A 15,231-nucleotide genomic window follows, 5' to 3' on the forward strand; every position below is an offset into this window, starting at 1 on the left:
ATGTTCGGCACCGGCTGCACGGGTCGGCGGGTCGGATCAACCGACGAATCAACCACTCGGGTCGAACGGGGGTCAGCCGACCTCGAAGGTGAATTCCTCGGTGCTGCTCACCGGCTGCCCGTTCGACGCACGCACGCCGCTTACCTCGAACGTCGCCACGTAGGTGCCGGCCACGTCGAAGCCCCAGTTGACGTGGGCATGGGTGTTGCGGTTGACGTTCAGGCTGTCCGGCAGACCGTTGCCGCTGTCGAACAGCACCGTGGGCGTGCCGCCCGAGGCGGTGAAGATGCTGAACCCGCCCGGCCCCTGCACGCCGGTCAGCTTGAACACGACCCGGTTGAACTGCAACGCCCCGCTGGCCACCCCGGTGGTGTCCCAGCCGGCCCAGAGCAGCCCGGCGGTGTTGGTCTGCGGCAACACGTAGGCGTACCCCCCGCTGCCGAGGAACGACCAGGCGGAACCGGACGGCACCGCCGTGTGCGCGGCGGCAGGCACCACGAGGACCACGGTGGACGGGTCACGCTCGACGAAGGTAGCGCCGGTGTCATCGCCAACGGTGACCTCGATCGGCCCACCGGCGACATGATCGACATTGATGACATCGACGTGGCCACTGGTCAGTTCGACGGTCGTGGCCTGCGCCGGGGTGGGTACGGCGACCGCGAGCACCGCAGCGAGGGCACTCGACGCGATACCGGCAAGCAGCCGGCGGCCAGGAGTCTTCATCACACTGCTCCCTCCGGATTCCCGACGCACGTCAGGGCAGGACGACGAATCGCAGGTAGACCGAGTCGGACTCGACGACGGTCGTGGTGCCCGCCAGAGTGGCACTGGCCTTCACCTTGAGCAGGTAGACGCCCGCCTTGCTGAACGCCCAGTTGACGTGCAGGTGCTCACCGACCGCCAGGTCGACAACGTCCGGCAGCCCGTCGCGGCTGTTGGCCAGCACGGTCGGCTGCCCGAACAGGTCCTCGGTGTAGACCGCCATCTTGGCGGAGCTGGGGGCGCTGATCAGCTGCTGCACGGTCAGGTCGACCGAGTCGCCGGCGAAGACGCCCGCTTCGAGCTCCTCGGTGGCGAGGCCGGCGAAGAGCAGTTCCTCGTTCTCGATCTGCGGCAGGATCCACACCGGCGAGCCGGCGGCGCCGAGGAAGGCGAAGGCCGGGTCACTGGGCACGGTGGCCTTCGCCTGGGGCTTGACGACGAAGATCACGTCGTCGTGGTGGCGGTGCTCACCCGGCTCGACGGTGTCGTCGTGGACGCCGAGCTCCAGCTCACCGTCCTCGTACTCGACCTCGATGACGTCGACGTGTCCTTCATGCAGGACCACGGGCAGGCCGGTGCCGTGTGCCTGCGCCGGAGTGGCCGAAACCACCAGAGCGGCAATCATCGCGGCGCTGGCGACGAGCGTACCGGCGGCCCGCCGGCGAGTTGCGGTCGACATGGGACAGACTCCCTCCCGGTGGTCCCTGGTGGACCACCGGGAGCTAACGGTAATCGTTTTCAACTTATCGCGGTAGGGGTGCGACCTGTCTGAGTCGACACATGTCCATGTTCGTCCAGCTCGCCGACATCCCAGTCGGGAAACGGGTCCGGCAGCTCGCGCCATGCCGCGAGCCCGGCGACCAGCCCCGCTCCGGCCGCCGCGAGCTCGGCATCGGTGAGCAGCGCGCCGTCCAGCGCCGCCCGTAGCCGCTCGCCATCGAGCCCGATGCCGATGAACACCAGCTCCTGGTGCCGGTCGCCGAAGACCGGATCCCACCGGGACTCCAGGTCGGCCCGCTCGGCCGGGTCGTCGGGCCACTCACCGGAGCTGGCCACCGGCACCCCCGCCGGGTCGCACCGCGCCGACGGACCGGCCTGCGACCACAGTGCCTGCACATCGGGCCGGGTCGCCAGCCAGAGAAAGCCCTTCGACCGTACGACGCCGAAGCTGTCCAGCTCGGCGAGCAGATCCCAGAGCCGCTGCGGATGAAACGGCGCGACCGCCCGGTAGACGATGCTGCTGATGCCGTACTCGATCGTCTCCGGCACGTGCTCGCCGTTGAGTTCGGCGACCCAACCGGGAGCGGTCTCGGCCGCCTCCAGATCGAACCGCCCGGTGTCGAGCACCTCGCCCAACGGGACCTGCGCCCGCACGGTCCGCAGCTGACGGGCCTTCGGGTTCAGCCTGGTCACCAGCGCCTCGACCGTCGCCAACTCGGCCGACCCGACCAGGTCGGTCTTGTTGACCAGGATCACGTCGGCGAACTCGATCTGGTCGACCAGCAGGTCGGCGATGGTGCGGTCATCGTCGTCGTACGCGGCCAGCCCACGCTGCTCCAACGACTCGCCGGCCCGCAACTGGGCGATCAGGTGCGGCGCGTCGACGACAGTGACCATGGTGTCCAGCCGGGCGATGTCGGCCAGCACCCCACCGTCGTCGGTGCCGAAGGCGAACGTGGCCGCCACCGGCAGTGGTTCGGAGATGCCGCTGGACTCGATCACCAGGTAGTCGAAGCGGCCCAGCCGAGCCAGTCGGGCGATCTCCACCAGCAGGTCGTCGCGCAGGGTGCAGCAGATGCAGCCGTTGGTCATCTCGACCAGGCGTTCCTCGGTACGCGACAGGCTACCGCCGTCGCGCACCAGCGCGGCGTCGATGTTGATCTCGCTCATGTCGTTGACAATGACCGCGACCCGCCGCCCTTCCCGGTTGGCCAAGATGTGGTTGAGCAGGGTGGTCTTGCCCGCACCGAGGAATCCGGACAGCACCGTTACCGGCAGCCGACGGTCACTGGCCACCGCGCCGGCCGTCGCACCGTTCCCCTCGCTGGCCACCGCACCGGTCATCGCGGATCCTCGACCTGGCGGCCCCGGTACAGGCCGCAGTGTGCGCAGGCCCGGTGCGGCAGGATCTTCTCCTGTCGCGGGCAGGGGCAGGTCACCAGCATCGGCACCGCCGCCTTCCACTGGGCGCGCCGGTGGCGGGTGTTCGACCGCGAGGTGCGGCGCTTCGGTACGGCCATGGACGGCCTCCTCTCGTCTACCCAGACGATAACGGAAGCCGTTTTCATTAAGTAGGACCGACGCGGCCGGTTTCGACTCCACCACAGGTGACCGGCCCCGAGCCAGGCGCTCACCCGTGGTGATCGGAGACCCGCTCCCCCGGCCCGTGGTCGGGCAGCTCGCGGTCGGCATGGTCGGCGTGGAACAGCGCCTCGGCCAGCAACTGCCGGACGTGCACGTCTGCGGCCGAGTAGTAGACGAATGTGCCCTCCCGGCGACCCCGGACCAGCCCGGCGAGCCGCAGCTTGGCCAGGTGCTGGCTGACCGCCGTCGGCGCGGCACCGACCAACTCGGCCAGGCAGGCGACCGACGACTCACCCTGCAGCAGCGCCCAGAGAATCTTGATCCGGGTGGGGTCGGCGAGCAGGCGGAACGTCTCCGCGGCCAGGTGCACCTGCTCCTCGACCGGCATCCGGAAATCCGGAATCGAGGTGTGCATGCCGGTCAGACTAGTCGAGGCCGCCTACTTGCATATCTGCATAGCTGCGCAGCTATTGTAATGGCCGTGCTCATCGATACCCCGCCGTACGCGCCCCCGAAACGCGCCGAGCGCCTGGCCGACGCCACCCGCCGTACCCCGATCTGGGCGCTGCCCGAGGTCCGCTGGGCGACCGCCGCGACCGCGCTGTTCGCCCTCGGCGGCACGCTGCACCTGGCCGGAGCCCCGGCGTGGAGCTGGTGGGCCGCCTACCTTGCCTGCTACGTCGCCGGCGGTTGGGAACCAGGCTGGTCCGGGCTGCGCGCACTACGCGAACGCACCCTCGACGTCGACCTGCTGATGGTGGTCGCCGCGATCGGGGCCGCCGCCGTCAACCAGGTCTTCGACGGCGCCCTGCTGATCGTCATCTTCGCCACCTCCGGCGCGCTGGAAGCGCTCGCCACTCGACGAACCGCCGACGCCGTCCACAGCCTGCTCGACCTGGCCCCGCCCCGGGCGACGCGGATCGTCGACGGCACCGAACAGCGGGTCGACACCGTCACACTGCGCGTCGGCGACGTCATCCTGGTCCGCCCCGGCGAGCGGATCGGCGCCGACGGACAGGTTGTCGACGGCGCCAGCGAGGTCGACCAGGCCACCATCACCGGCGAGCCGCTACCGGTGGACCGCAGCCACGGCGACGACGTGTACGCCGGCACCCTCAACGGCACCGGAGCGCTACGGGTCCGGGTGACCACCCCGGCAGGCGAGACCGTCGTCGCCCGGATCGCCGCCATGGTCGAGGAGGCCGCCGCCAGCAAGGCACCCACCCAGCTGTTCATCGAACGGATCGAGCAGCGCTACTCGGTCGGAGTCGTGGTCGCGACTCTCGCCCTGTTCGGCATCCCGCTCGCCCTCGGCGACAGCCTCACCGACGCCCTGCTGCGGGCGATGACCTTCATGATCGTCGCTTCCCCCTGTGCCGTGGTGCTGGCGACCATGCCGCCGCTGCTCGCCGCGATCGCCACCGCCGGCAGACACGGCGTACTGGTCAAATCCGCCGGGGTGATCGAACGCCTCGGCCGTGCCGACCTGGTCGCCTTCGACAAGACCGGCACCCTCACCGAAGGTCGGCCCCGAGTCACCGCCGTCCACCCCGTACCCGGTGATCCGGCCACCGGCGACGCGGACCAACTGCTGGCTCTCGCCGCCGCCGCCGAACTGCCCAGCGAACACCCGATCGGTGTCGCCGTGGTCGCCGCCGCCCGCGACCGCCAGTTGGCGATCGCCGCCACCGACACGTTCGCCGCACTACCAGGGCGCGGCGTCACGGCCCGCGTCGGTGACCGGCAGGTGGCCGTGGCCAGCCCGGCCCAGCTGCTGACCGCCACCGACGACGGGGCCCGCCGGCTGGTCGCCGAAGTGGAGTCCGCCGGCCAGACCGCCGTCGTGGTCGCCGTCGACGGCACGCCGGCAGCCGTCCTCGCGCTCACCGACCGGTTGCGACCCGGCGCGGCCCCGGTCACCGCCGCGCTGCGTGCCCTGACCGGGCGGTCGCCGGTGCTGCTCACCGGCGACAACCCGCAGGCAGCCGGCGGGCTGGCCGCCGAGGTCGGCATCGACGAGGTACGGGCCGGTCTGCTGCCGCAGGACAAGGTCGCCGCGGTACGGCAACTGCAGGCCGGCGGCCGGCGGGTGCTGGTGATCGGCGACGGAGTCAACGACGCACCGGCGCTGGCCACCGCGCACACCGGCGTCGCGATGGGTGGCGTCGGTGCCGACCTCGCCCTGGAGACCGCGGACACCGTCATCGTCCGCGACGACCTGACCACCATCCCCGCGCTTGTCGCCCTCGCCCGGCGGGCCCGGCGCTGCGTGGTCGCCAACCTGGTCATCGCCGGCACCGTCATCGTGGTCCTGGCGACCTGGGACATCGTCGGCCACCTGCCGCTGCCGCTCGGCGTCGCCGGGCACGAGGGCTCCACCATCCTGGTCGCGCTCAACGGCATGCGGCTGCTGCGCCGCTCGGCCTGGCAGCAGTGACGGCCCCGGCGCGCAGCGACGCTCAGGCTGTCGGCGACCGCCCCGAAGCTGCCGACGCCAGGTCGCTAGCGCGCCGCCGGGCCGCATCGCGACCTGGCGGTACGCCGTACGCCCGCCGGTACTCGCGGTTGAACTGGGTCGCGCTGACGTACCCGACCGTCCTGGCCACTCCAGCGGCGGTGTCGGCGCCAGCGACCAGCAGCCGCCGGGCCTGCTGCAGCCGCAAGGACTTTTGGAACCGCATCGGGCTCATCCCGGTCACCGCCTTGAAGTGCCGGTGCAGGGTCGCCACGCTCAGGTGGGCCGCCGCCGCGATCTGCTCGACCGTCAACGGCTCGGCGTACCGGGCCCGGATCAGCCCGGCCGCCGCCCGGACCTGCGACAACCGGGACTCGGCAACGGTGAGCTGACGCAGCGCCGGCCCGAGCGGGCTGCTCAACAGCCGGTACAGGATCTCGCCCTCCATCCGGGCGGCGAGCGGCCGGATGTCGGCCGGGTCGTCGAGCAGCCGTACCCACCGGGTGACCGCCTCGACGATCCCCGGGGTCATCGCCGCCGTGGTCAACGCGGCCGGCTCTGCCGACCCGGCCGGCGGCGACGGTGGCTCGTCCAGCTCCAGCAGCAGATCGGCGAGCATCCGCCCGTCCAGACGCAGCACCGCCGACCGGTACGGCACCTGCTCGAACACGGCGGTCACCGGCAGCTCCACCGAGCTGAGGAACATCGCCCCCCGGCCGACCAGCCAGCTGCGCTCACCGGCGGTGCTGCGTTTCGCGCCCCGGGCCACGAAGCAGACCATCGGCTCGTACAGCAGATCGGTCGGCCCGGCCCGCTCGTCGTCGAAGCGGACCAGCCGCAGCCGGGGCACGGCGGTCTCGACCGCCGGCACCGGGCAGCAGTGCCGGGCGACGACCCGTGCCAGCTCGTCTATCATCGATCGCCCCGCCGTCAGTGAGAGGATCAGGCAAGAGTACGCGGAGCGCGCCCCATGCCGGCACCCCCGGGGCGGACATAGCGTCGGGGCATGACACAGACAACGAACGGCCGGCAGCTGCCCCGGCGCGAACTCGGATCGCAGGGGCTCGAAGTCGGTGCGATCGGCCTCGGCACGATGGGCATGACCATGGCGTACGGTCCGGCCGACCCGGCCAGCGGCATCGCCACCATCGGTCGGGCGTACGAACTCGGCGTCACCATGTTCGACACCGCCGAGCTGTACGGAATGGGCACCGGCAGCAACGAGCAACTGCTCGGCAAGGCGGTACGCGGCTTCCGTGACGACGTGGTGCTCGCCACCAAGTTCGGCCTCGACCTGACCGACCCGAGCCGGTTCGGTACCGCGTTCGACAGCCGGCCGGAACACATCCGCGAGGTCACCCACAACAGTCTGCGCCACCTCGGCACCGACCACATCGACCTGCTCTACCAACACCGGGTCGACCCGAACGTACCGATCGAGGACGTCGCCGGCACTGTCGGTGAGCTGATCGCCGAAGGCAAGGTGCGCTACTTCGGGCTCAGTGAAGCCGGCCCGGACATCATCCGGCGGGCGCACACCGTCCACCCGGTGTCGGTGCTGCAGACCGAGTACTCGGTGTTCGAGCGGGCGGTGGAGCCGCAGGTGCTGCCGACGGTCCGCGAGCTGGGCATCGGATTCGTTGCGTACTCGCCGCTCGGCCGCGGCTTCCTGACCGGCGCGGTCCGGCCCGCCGCCGAATACCCGGACGGTGACATGCGGACCTGGGACGAACGCTGGCAGCCGGGCAACTACGAACAGAACCTGGCCGCGGTGCGCGAGCTGACCGCGATGGCCGCTGCCAAGGGCGTCGCGGTCACCCAGCTCGCCCTGGCCTGGCTGCTCGCCCAGGGCGACGACATCGTGCCGATCCCGGGCACCCGCAACCCGCAACGGCTCGCCGAGAACGTGGCGGCGGCGTCCGTCCCACTCGACCCGGACGAGGTCGACCGGATCCGCGAGATCCTGCCGCACGGCGCGGCCGGCTCCCGCTACCCGGCCGCCCGGATGCCGGTCTGGTGACAGCCGGCGCGCCACCCGTCCGGGCGACGGCCCGACCTGGTTGACGATCCGACGCGACGCGCGGTCTGCTCGTGGTTCAGGCCACGAGCAGGCCGAGCAGCCACAACCCGGCGATGACGAGCGCGGCACCCAGCTCTATCAGCATCGCCAGGCCCACCGCCAGCACCGCCCGCTTCGTCGCCGGCCAGGCGGCGGCGAAGTCGCCGAGCCGCTGCCGCTCGGCCAGCCAGACGCCGAGCACGAAGCCGATCACCAGGCCGAGCACCGGAACGACGAAGAAGCCGACCAGGCCCAGCGCACCGCCGACCAGCAGCGACCGGTTGGGCACGCCGGCCCGTTTCAGGTCCCGCCCCGGCCACAGATACTTGGTCACCGTGCCGGCTACGGCGATCAGGGTCGCCGCGACGACGATCAGCCACCGACCGCCACCGGCGTCGCTGAAGATCGCCCAGCCGAGCACCCCGGCCCAGCAGAGCAGCAGACCGGGCAGGATCGGCACGATCACGCCGATCAGCCCGACCAGGATGGCCAGGCCACTGAGCAGGGTGACCAGTGTCTGTGTGTCGTCGAGATCCACACCGACAGGGTGACCGATGGCCGCCAGCGCCGCGAACCCGGCGACGTCCGAGGGCTGCGATCCGGGTAGGGATCCGGAAGAATTCCGGGCACGGGTCCGGAAGAAGATCGAAAAACTCAGGGAGGATCGCGTGGCCGCTGCCGCACCGGCAACCGATGTCCATCCGGCCTGGCTGCCGGCGCAGGCATGGCGTGCCATCGGGGCACGGCACACCCTGGTCTCCGGTGACGAGAAGCTCGTCGCCACCGTGCACGCCGAGGTGCGGGCCGCCTGCGACCGGTTCGGCGGATCGGTTACCCGGCTGTCGGTCGACGGCGAGGCAGACCTGATGCTGGCGTTGACCGGTGCCGGCGGTCCCGGCGGAGCAGCCGGTGCCTCCGACGGAGCAGCCGGTGCCTCCGGCGGGCTCGGCGACGAGGGCTACACGATCGGCCGCGCCGGCAGCCTCACCACGGTCACCGCCGACACCCCCGCCGGGCTGCTGTACGGGCTGTTCCACGTGGTCCGGCTCGGCGAGTCGGCGTTCGGCGACGACATCCCGACGCGGACGCACCGGCCGGCGATCGGCCGGCGGATGCTCGACCACTGGGACAACATCGACGTGCACCCGGTGATGGGGCAGGTGGAGCGGGGCTACTCCGGCGGGTCGATCTTCTGGCGGGACGGCGCGATCACCGACGACCTGGACCGGGTCAGGGCGTACGCCCGGCTGCTCGCCGCCAGCGGCGTCAACGCGGTCACCGTCAACAACGTCAACGTGGGGCGTACCGAGGCGCGGCTGCTCACCGACCGGCTCGACGACGTCGCCACCTTCGCCGACATCTTCCGCCCGTACGGCATCCGGCTGCACCTGTCGGTGACCTTCGCCGCGCCGATGGTGCTCGGGGGCCTGGCCACCGCCGACCCGCTCGACGCGGCGGTACGCGACTGGTGGGCGACCACCACCGCCCAGGTCTACGCCACGGTGCCCGACTTCGGCGGGTACGTGGTCAAAGCCGACTCGGAGGGCCAGCCCGGCCCGTTCGCGTACGGGCGCAGCCACGCCGACGGCGCCAACCTGCTCGCCGACGCCCTCGCCCCGCACGGCGGGGTGGTGCACTGGCGGGCGTTCGTCTACAACCACCGGCAGGACTGGCGGGACCGCACCACCGACCGCGCGCGGGCGGCGTACGACCATTTCGCCCCGCTCGACGGCCAGTTCCGCGACAACGCGATCGTGCAGGTCAAGTACGGGCCGATCGACTTCCAGACCCGCGAGCCGGTGTCCCCGGTGATCGGCGCGATGCCGGCGACGCGGCTGTCCGTGGAGCTGCAGGTGACCCAGGAGTACACCGGCCACCAGCTGCACGTCTGCTACCTGCCTCCGTTGTGGAGCGAGGTGCTCGGCTTCCGGTTCGACGGCGACAGCCTGGAGGCCGACGGGGACGTCAGCGGTGACGCGGGGTCGTCGGTCGCCGCGATCGCCGCGCGGGGCGGCACCCTGGCCGCCGTGTCGAACGTCGGCGACGACCCGTTCTGGTGCGGGCACCCGCTCGCCCAGGCCAACCTGTACGCGTTCGGCCGGCTCGGCTGGGACCCGACCGCCGACCCGGCCGCGCTGCTCGACGAGTGGATCGACCTGACCTTCCCGGCCGGCGCGGTCTCCGATCCGGCGCAGTTGCGGCAGGCACTGCACGCGATGATGGACGGCTCGTGGCGCACCTATGAGCGGTACACCGCCCCACTGGGTGTCGGCTTCATGGTCAACCCCGGCAACCACTACGGTCCGTCCGTCGACGGGTACGAGTACACCCCGTGGGGCACCTACCACTTCGCCGACCGCGACGGCGTGGGCGTGGACCGGACCCTGGCCACCGGCACCGGTTACACCGGGCAGTATCCGAAGCCCTGGTCGCAGGTGTACGAGTCGTTGATCGACTGCCCCGACGAGCTGCTGCTGTTCTTCCACCACGTGCCGTACGGCCACCTGCTGCACAGCGGCTCGACGGTCATCCAGCACATCTACGACACCCACTTCGCCGGGGCCGACGAGGCGATCGCCATGCGGGAACGGTGGCTGGACATCGCTGACATCGGCCTCGACTCCGCCCTGTACGCCCGGGTCGCCGACCGCCTCGACGAGCAGGTCCGCTCGGCGCGGGAGTGGCGCGACCAGATCAATACCTACTTCTTCCGCAAGTCCGGCGTCCCGGACGCCCACGGCCGCCGGATCCACTGACTGGCCTCCCTTACAGGTCGAGTGGCGCGCCGGAGTCGACCCGGAACGGGTACGGCCGCTCGGCGACACTCGGGGGCCACGTCGGGTCCGGCGGCTCCGGGGCGGCGGTGGTGGCGGTGATCCCACCCCAGCGGTCGCGGCAGACGTAGGCGAGGTCGGCGTGGATCCAGACGCCGTCGTTGTCGCGCAGCACCGGCCGGCCGCAGTGCCGGCACGGCGCGACCCTGGGGTACGGCGGCGTGGCCGGGGTGTCCGTCATGGCAGGTTGACGTCGACATCGGCGTCGGCGTCCCCGTCGCCCCAGCTCAGCCCGCCCAGGCCGGCCGCCCGGTGGAACCCGGCGTGGTAGCGGACCTCCGCGCACACCTCACCGTCCGGTCCACGTACGCCGCAGAACAGCGGCTCGTTGAAGTTCCACGCCTCTGCCCGCGACAGCAGCGGCGTGTACTCGCCCAGCTCCGGGCACAGGATGGTGAGCCCTTCGGCGTACGCGACGGCCTGCTCGCGCGCTTCGTCGAAGTCGGCGGCGGCGAAGGTCAGGTGCAGTGTGTACCGGCCGCGCCGGTCGGGCCGTAACCAGTCCGGCAGGTTGCCGCCCCGGTCCCCGCCACCGCCGTTGACCCGCCCGACCGGACGGCAGCGCTCGCGTTCGTTGAGGTAGCGGTTGACCAGCGCTTCGGCGTGCCCGGCAGGGCCGGCGTCGGCTCCGAGGGCGTGTGCGACGGCGGCCCGTGCCGGTTCGGACAGGTCAGCCCGATCGAGTACGGCGAACAGGTCCCGGTTGCGCTCGGTCGGGTCGAGGGTCGGGTCGGTCCAGCGTGCTGAACGGTTGTCGGTCACGGACACCTCCAAGGGCAGGTACTCGCAGTTCACCGTCGTGGAGCAACTCGCGCGAGGTGGAGGAAGGCTGCCGTACGGGGAACGACAGCCTTCCTCCGCTCGACCCACCGCCACAGACCCTCGCGTCCCTGACGGCGGGGAGTTACCCGGCGAGACCTCGACCTCGCCGCCTAGATCATGATGTGAATCATTCACTTCGACTAACATCTGAACACATCAGTAAGATCAAGACCAGTCCCTATAGGAGAAAACTTTGGACGGTAGTTGAACCTCGTCATGCAGTCCGCGAGACTTGCTGGATGCCAGAGAAGCGAGACCGGCGGACCCCCACCGTGCGCGGACGTCAACTGGGTCTGGAGCTGAAGCGCCTACGCACCGAGGCGAGGCTGACCGCAGACCAGGTCGCTGAGGAGATCGGCTGCTCGCAGGGCAAGATCTCCCGCATCGAACTCGCCCAGACCAGCGTCAGCAAGGGCGACCTCTACCTGATGCTCAACCTGTTCGGCGTCACCGACCCCGCACGACAGGAGCAGTACTGGCGCCTGGCCAAGGAGGCCCGTGGACGCGGCTGGTGGGAGGACTACCGCGACACCATCACCAGCGAGTTGAGCACCTACATCGCCTTCGAGACTGAGGCATCCGGGCTCCGCACCTGGTCATGGGGCACGATCAACGGCCTACTACAGACAGAGGAGTACGCGAGGGCGACCTTCACCGGCGAGCCAGCCGGACGAGACCGGACGCCGCACGACATCGACAAGCACGTCGAGGCGAGGCTGGCCCGCCAGCACCGGCTCACCGAGGACGCGCTGAAGCAGTGGGCCATCCTGGACGAGTCCGTGCTGCACCGGCCGATCGGCGGACCGGAGATCTTCAAGGCTCAGCTGGACCGCTTGCTGGCACCGCCCAGCAGCGTGACCATCCAGATCCTCAAGCAGCAGACAGTCTGGCACGCGGGCCTCAACGGCGCCTTCACGATCATGGACTTCCCTGAGCATCCGTCGGTCGTCTTCGTCGAGACACTGACGGGCGACCTGGATGTGGAAGGCGAGAGAGACGTCAGGCGGTATAGCCTGGCGTTCGACTACCTACGCGCGACGGCGGCCGGAGTCGAGGAGTCACGAGAGTTGATCGCTCGCGCACGGGACAGCATCGAGTAGGGATGGCGGCAATGGACCTCTCCAAAGCGAACTGGCGAAAGAGCAGCCGCTCCAGCGGCGGCGGAAGCGGCGACTGCGTCGAGGTGGCTGACCTTGACATCGCCGTAGGCGTACGGGACAGCAAGGACGCCACCGGCCCAGCTCTGCTGTTCAGCCCGGCTGCCTTCACCAACTTCCTGTCCGGCCTCAAGGACTACGAGTCCGCGGAGGGCTGATCCAGCTTGCTGCAACGATCTCGGACGGACGGACACGACGTAATCGCGCAGGACCTGCCCCGCGCCCACTGGCGCAAGAGCAGCCGCAGCAGCGCCAGCGGGTCAGACTGCGTCGAGGTGGCCACGCTGGCCGGCGACACGATCGGCGTACGCGACTCCAAGGACCCGAACGGCCCGGCGCTCCTCTTCCCCGCCAGAGCCTGGACGGCGTTCCTCACCACAGTGTCCAGCCGCTGACGCGGCCGGTCTGCCTTCCGACGACGCCGGTGCCAGCCAGCTGCCCGTACGTGTTCCTCGACGTCGACGGCGTACTCATTCCCTTCGCCGCCGGTGCCACTGGCCGCGCGCCTTCGCCCGTCGCCGCAACCGATCTTGATGTCGGTGGTAATCCGCTGCTGGATCGGCTCGATCCGGAGGACGGACGCCAGCTGCTGGCGCTCGATTGTCAACTTGTCTGGGCGACCACCTGGATGGCCGAGGCGAACGACGTCGTCGCGCCGCTGCTCGGCCTACCGGGGCTGCCGGTCGTTCCGTGGCCGGACTCCGACGACGAGCCCCCGCGCGGCGTGCGCTGGAAGGCGGCGTTCCTCACCAGCTGGGCGGCCGGGCGTACCTTCGTCTGGCTCGACGACGAGATCACCGACCTGGACCGGCAGTGGGTCACCAGGAACCACCCTGGCAAGGCGCTACTGCACCGCGTCGACCCGCAACTCGGCCTCACCGACGCCGACTTCTCCACCATCCGCCAGTGGCTCAGGGCTACCACGTAGCGTTGAACTCGGCGTACGCCGCAGCGTCCTCGCCGGCAAGGGCGGCGTGCCAGGCAGCAGCAGCATCGACGGCGCGCCGATCCAGGTACTCACGGATCGCCCACGCGATCAGAGCAAACCGGTTGCCCCCGGTAACAGCAGCGGCAAGTTCCTCGCCGAGGTCATCGTCGGGCGTGATCAGAATGCTCACGGTCATGCCGCCGACGCTATCAACGACCAAGGCCCGAGCACGGCCACGCCGGCTACGGTGGGCGGATGAGCACTCGCCATCTGCCCGCCCAGATCGGTGACCTGCCGCCGATCGGACGGCCTGCCAACAGTGCCCTGCTGGCAGCCGGCGTCACCACCCTCGCCCAGGTCGCCACCTACCGTCGCGCCGGTCTGCTGGCCATGCACGGGATCGGCCCGAAGGCCGTCGGCATCCTCGCCACCGCGCTGGCCGAACGCGGCCTCGGCTTCGCCGACTGACGGAGGAGACGCCGGATGACCTCGCCTGATGGTGTCCGCCCACCAGCCCGCCATGATCACTTGACGTTCTGCTGGGAGAGCATCGGCGTGTCGCCCAGCAGAACGTCAAGTGATCATGATGGACCGCGGCCCGCCGACGCACCGGCACTCGTACGCGAGGCCACGCTCGCTGATGTCGACCAGCTGACCGAGGTGCACACGCTGGCCCGCACCGCCTACTACACGGCGGCAGGTGGGCTCGACCCGGCCGACCCGTCGCTGTCGTCCCCCGCTGCGTACGCCGAACGCCGCACCGCTTGGGCGAACGCGGTCACCTCGCCGGAGCTGTTCACCGTCGCCGCTGTCCTCGACAGCCGGGTCGTCGGCTGCGCGGCGATGGGACCCGCCTTCGCCGGTCATGTCGACCCGGGCCGCGTCGGTCAGCTCTACCAGATCCACGTGCTCCCCGACTGCTGGGGTCGAGGGATCGGTGGACTGCTGCACGACGCGTTCGTCGCGTACCTGGAGAGGACCGGCCGGACCGGCGGGCTGCTGGAGGCGTGGGAACGTAACGGTCGGGCCCAGCGCTTCTACGCCGCTCGGGGCTGGCAGGCCGACGGCCACAGCCGCCCCGGCCCGGGCGACACCCGCTATATCTACCTTCAGCTCGGCCGGGCAGCGGTACCCTGCCCGGCGTGAACGAGCTCGTCGAGCGGCACACTGTCCTCGCCGTCGTCGTCGGATCCCGGGCGTACGGGCTGCACGGGCCGGACTCCGACTACGACCGGCGCGGCGTGTACGTGGCCCCGACCCGTGCGTTCTGGCAGCTGGACAAGCCGCCCACCCACCTCGACGGGCCGGCACCGGAGCAGTTCTCCTGGGAGTTCGAACGCTTCTGCACCCTGGCGCTGCAGGGCAATCCGACCGTCCTGGAGGTGCTCTGGTCCCCGCTGATCGAGACGCTGCGCGAGGATGGCGAGCAGTTGCTGGCCGTCCGGCAGGCGTTCCTGTCGACGCGGCTGGCCCAGGCGTACGGCGGCTACGCCCGCGACCAGCTCGACCGGGTGGCGGCCCGCCGGGAACGCACCGGCGAGACCAACCACAAGCAGGCCATGCACATGATCCGGCTGCTGACCGCCGGTGCCCACGTGCTGCGGACCGGGGAGGTCCTGGTCGACGTGGGACCGTCGCGGGACCGGCTGCTCGCGGTCCGGCGCGGCGAGCTGCCGTGGACGGCGGTCACCCGCTGGGCGGCGGATCTGCTGGCCGAGCTCGACGACGCGGCGGCCGGCACCGTACTGCCGGAGCAGCCCGACCGGGCCGCCGTCGACCGGCTGCTCATCGGCGTACGGGAAAGAAACCTGCGGTGACGGGCGCGCGGGGTCGTTGAAGTTTCCCGGAGAGATTCCGCGCCGGCATGTCGAGAACCCGGGAGCGGCTCCGTCCCAGGTGCGAACACG

The 15,231-nt window shown here is 70.8% G+C and carries 20 protein-coding genes; 10 read left to right on the forward strand and 10 right to left on the reverse strand.

Annotated elements, in window-relative coordinates; translation table 11 throughout:
* Nucleotides 1-72: 72 nt before the first annotated feature.
* The 5 genes from O7610_RS15385 to O7610_RS15405 form a co-directional block, all read right to left on the reverse strand.
* Nucleotides 73-726, reverse strand: coding sequence for a choice-of-anchor M domain-containing protein (locus O7610_RS15385; protein ID WP_281551426.1), 654 nt, complete (start codon nucleotides 724-726; stop codon nucleotides 73-75).
* 31 nt (nucleotides 727-757) lie between these two features.
* Entirely contained in the window at nucleotides 758-1,444 is a 687-nt protein-coding gene (locus tag O7610_RS15390) for a choice-of-anchor M domain-containing protein (protein WP_289211222.1), read from the reverse strand.
* A 59-nt stretch (nucleotides 1,445-1,503) separates the two neighbouring features.
* Nucleotides 1,504-2,829, reverse strand: coding sequence for a GTP-binding protein (locus O7610_RS15395; protein WP_281551428.1), 1,326 nt, complete (start codon nucleotides 2,827-2,829; stop codon nucleotides 1,504-1,506).
* Entirely contained in the window at nucleotides 2,826-3,005 is a 180-nt protein-coding gene (gene rpmF / locus O7610_RS15400; RefSeq protein WP_281551429.1) for a 50S ribosomal protein L32, read from the reverse strand. The genes O7610_RS15395 and rpmF overlap by 4 nt, the downstream gene beginning before the upstream one ends.
* A gap of 110 nt (nucleotides 3,006-3,115) precedes the next feature.
* The gene (locus tag O7610_RS15405) at nucleotides 3,116-3,484 is read right to left on the reverse strand and encodes an ArsR/SmtB family transcription factor (protein WP_281551430.1); all 369 of its coding nucleotides are present in this window, start codon (nucleotides 3,482-3,484) and stop codon (nucleotides 3,116-3,118) included.
* A gap of 66 nt (nucleotides 3,485-3,550) precedes the next feature.
* Between O7610_RS15405 and O7610_RS15410 the strand changes: the two genes are divergently transcribed.
* Nucleotides 3,551-5,506, forward strand: coding sequence for a heavy metal translocating P-type ATPase (locus O7610_RS15410; protein WP_475052921.1), 1,956 nt, complete (start codon nucleotides 3,551-3,553; stop codon nucleotides 5,504-5,506).
* Between the two features lie 22 nt (nucleotides 5,507-5,528).
* Here the strand turns inward: O7610_RS15410 and O7610_RS15415 are convergent, their stop codons facing one another.
* The gene (locus O7610_RS15415; protein ID WP_281551431.1) at nucleotides 5,529-6,440 is read right to left on the reverse strand and encodes an AraC family transcriptional regulator; all 912 of its coding nucleotides are present in this window, start codon (nucleotides 6,438-6,440) and stop codon (nucleotides 5,529-5,531) included.
* Between the two features lie 90 nt (nucleotides 6,441-6,530).
* Between O7610_RS15415 and O7610_RS15420 the strand changes: the two genes are divergently transcribed.
* Complete coding sequence (locus O7610_RS15420; RefSeq protein ID WP_289211223.1) at nucleotides 6,531-7,544, forward strand: aldo/keto reductase; 1,014 nt, start codon at nucleotides 6,531-6,533, stop codon at nucleotides 7,542-7,544.
* Between the two features lie 76 nt (nucleotides 7,545-7,620).
* On the opposite strand, the gene O7610_RS15425 is transcribed toward O7610_RS15420, so the two are convergent.
* Nucleotides 7,621-8,121 (reverse strand): DUF456 domain-containing protein, encoded by a 501-nt coding sequence (locus O7610_RS15425; RefSeq protein ID WP_289211224.1) that lies wholly within the window; start codon nucleotides 8,119-8,121, stop codon nucleotides 7,621-7,623.
* Nucleotides 8,122-8,251: 130 nt separating this feature from the next.
* Between O7610_RS15425 and O7610_RS15430 the strand changes: the two genes are divergently transcribed.
* Entirely contained in the window at nucleotides 8,252-10,339 is a 2,088-nt protein-coding gene (locus O7610_RS15430) for an alpha-glucuronidase (protein ID WP_289211225.1), read from the forward strand.
* A 10-nt stretch (nucleotides 10,340-10,349) separates the two neighbouring features.
* Here O7610_RS15430 and O7610_RS15435 read toward each other — a convergent pair whose 3' ends face one another.
* Together O7610_RS15435 and O7610_RS15440 are read right to left on the reverse strand one after the other, a co-directional pair.
* Nucleotides 10,350-10,598 (reverse strand): hypothetical protein, encoded by a 249-nt coding sequence (locus O7610_RS15435; RefSeq protein ID WP_281551435.1) that lies wholly within the window; start codon nucleotides 10,596-10,598, stop codon nucleotides 10,350-10,352.
* On the reverse strand, nucleotides 10,595-11,179 hold the full coding sequence (locus O7610_RS15440) for a hypothetical protein (RefSeq protein WP_281551436.1): 585 nt from the start codon (nucleotides 11,177-11,179) through the stop codon (nucleotides 10,595-10,597). Before O7610_RS15440 ends, O7610_RS15435 begins: the two co-directional genes overlap by 4 nt.
* 299 nt (nucleotides 11,180-11,478) lie before the next feature.
* Between O7610_RS15440 and O7610_RS15445 the strand changes: the two genes are divergently transcribed.
* From O7610_RS15445 to O7610_RS15460, 4 genes are read left to right on the forward strand one after another with little or no spacing between them, the layout of a single operon-like run.
* A complete protein-coding gene (locus O7610_RS15445) occupies nucleotides 11,479-12,339 on the forward strand; it encodes a helix-turn-helix domain-containing protein (protein WP_289211226.1) in 861 nt (286 codons plus the stop codon).
* Nucleotides 12,340-12,350: 11 nt separating this feature from the next.
* Nucleotides 12,351-12,554 carry a DUF397 domain-containing protein gene (locus tag O7610_RS15450; protein ID WP_281551438.1) on the forward strand — a complete coding sequence of 68 codons (204 nt, stop codon included), beginning with the start codon at nucleotides 12,351-12,353 and terminating at the stop codon, nucleotides 12,552-12,554.
* Nucleotides 12,555-12,560: 6 nt separating this feature from the next.
* On the forward strand, nucleotides 12,561-12,791 hold the full coding sequence (locus O7610_RS15455) for a DUF397 domain-containing protein (protein WP_289211227.1): 231 nt from the start codon (nucleotides 12,561-12,563) through the stop codon (nucleotides 12,789-12,791).
* A gap of 29 nt (nucleotides 12,792-12,820) precedes the next feature.
* On the forward strand, nucleotides 12,821-13,324 hold the full coding sequence (locus O7610_RS15460) for an HAD domain-containing protein (RefSeq protein WP_289211228.1): 504 nt from the start codon (nucleotides 12,821-12,823) through the stop codon (nucleotides 13,322-13,324).
* Here O7610_RS15460 and O7610_RS15465 read toward each other — a convergent pair.
* Nucleotides 13,314-13,520, reverse strand: coding sequence for a hypothetical protein (locus O7610_RS15465; protein WP_289211229.1), 207 nt, complete (start codon nucleotides 13,518-13,520; stop codon nucleotides 13,314-13,316). The genes O7610_RS15460 and O7610_RS15465 overlap by 11 nt on opposite strands.
* Nucleotides 13,521-13,579: 59 nt before the next feature.
* Between O7610_RS15465 and O7610_RS15470 the strand changes: the two genes are divergently transcribed.
* Genes O7610_RS15470 through O7610_RS15480 form a run of 3 tightly spaced genes read left to right on the forward strand, consistent with a single transcriptional unit; the run spans nucleotide 13,580 to nucleotide 15,141 of the window.
* Entirely contained in the window at nucleotides 13,580-13,792 is a 213-nt protein-coding gene (locus O7610_RS15470; protein ID WP_289211230.1) for a helix-hairpin-helix domain-containing protein, read from the forward strand.
* A 15-nt stretch (nucleotides 13,793-13,807) separates the two neighbouring features.
* Nucleotides 13,808-14,470 carry a GNAT family N-acetyltransferase gene (locus tag O7610_RS15475; protein ID WP_281551442.1) on the forward strand — a complete coding sequence of 221 codons (663 nt, stop codon included), beginning with the start codon at nucleotides 13,808-13,810 and terminating at the stop codon, nucleotides 14,468-14,470.
* Nucleotides 14,467-15,141 (forward strand): nucleotidyltransferase domain-containing protein, encoded by a 675-nt coding sequence (locus O7610_RS15480; protein WP_289211231.1) that lies wholly within the window; start codon nucleotides 14,467-14,469, stop codon nucleotides 15,139-15,141. The genes O7610_RS15475 and O7610_RS15480 overlap by 4 nt, the downstream gene beginning before the upstream one ends.
* Nucleotides 15,142-15,231: the final 90 nt, after the last annotated feature.

The organism is Solwaraspora sp. WMMA2065 (assembly GCF_030345075.1).
Taxonomy (GTDB): domain Bacteria; phylum Actinomycetota; class Actinomycetes; order Mycobacteriales; family Micromonosporaceae; genus Micromonospora_E.

Coding starts and splice junctions, on each gene's coding strand:
- O7610_RS15415 (WP_281551431.1), bottom strand. CDS start 6,440: ATGATAGACGAGCTGGCACGGGTCGTCGCCCGGCACTGCTGCCCGGTG.
- O7610_RS15435 (WP_281551435.1), bottom strand. CDS start 10,598: ATGACGGACACCCCGGCCACGCCGCCGTACCCCAGGGTCGCGCCGTGC.
- O7610_RS15445 (WP_289211226.1), top strand. CDS start 11,479: ATGCCAGAGAAGCGAGACCGGCGGACCCCCACCGTGCGCGGACGTCAA.
- O7610_RS15470 (WP_289211230.1), top strand. CDS start 13,580: ATGAGCACTCGCCATCTGCCCGCCCAGATCGGTGACCTGCCGCCGATC.
- O7610_RS15395 (WP_281551428.1), bottom strand. CDS start 2,829: ATGACCGGTGCGGTGGCCAGCGAGGGGAACGGTGCGACGGCCGGCGCG.
- O7610_RS15385 (WP_281551426.1), bottom strand. CDS start 726: ATGAAGACTCCTGGCCGCCGGCTGCTTGCCGGTATCGCGTCGAGTGCC.
- rpmF (WP_281551429.1), bottom strand. CDS start 3,005: ATGGCCGTACCGAAGCGCCGCACCTCGCGGTCGAACACCCGCCACCGG.
- O7610_RS15465 (WP_289211229.1), bottom strand. CDS start 13,520: ATGACCGTGAGCATTCTGATCACGCCCGACGATGACCTCGGCGAGGAA.
- O7610_RS15475 (WP_281551442.1), top strand. CDS start 13,808: ATGACCTCGCCTGATGGTGTCCGCCCACCAGCCCGCCATGATCACTTG.
- O7610_RS15450 (WP_281551438.1), top strand. CDS start 12,351: ATGGACCTCTCCAAAGCGAACTGGCGAAAGAGCAGCCGCTCCAGCGGC.
- O7610_RS15420 (WP_289211223.1), top strand. CDS start 6,531: ATGACACAGACAACGAACGGCCGGCAGCTGCCCCGGCGCGAACTCGGA.
- O7610_RS15405 (WP_281551430.1), bottom strand. CDS start 3,484: ATGCACACCTCGATTCCGGATTTCCGGATGCCGGTCGAGGAGCAGGTG.
- O7610_RS15390 (WP_289211222.1), bottom strand. CDS start 1,444: ATGTCGACCGCAACTCGCCGGCGGGCCGCCGGTACGCTCGTCGCCAGC.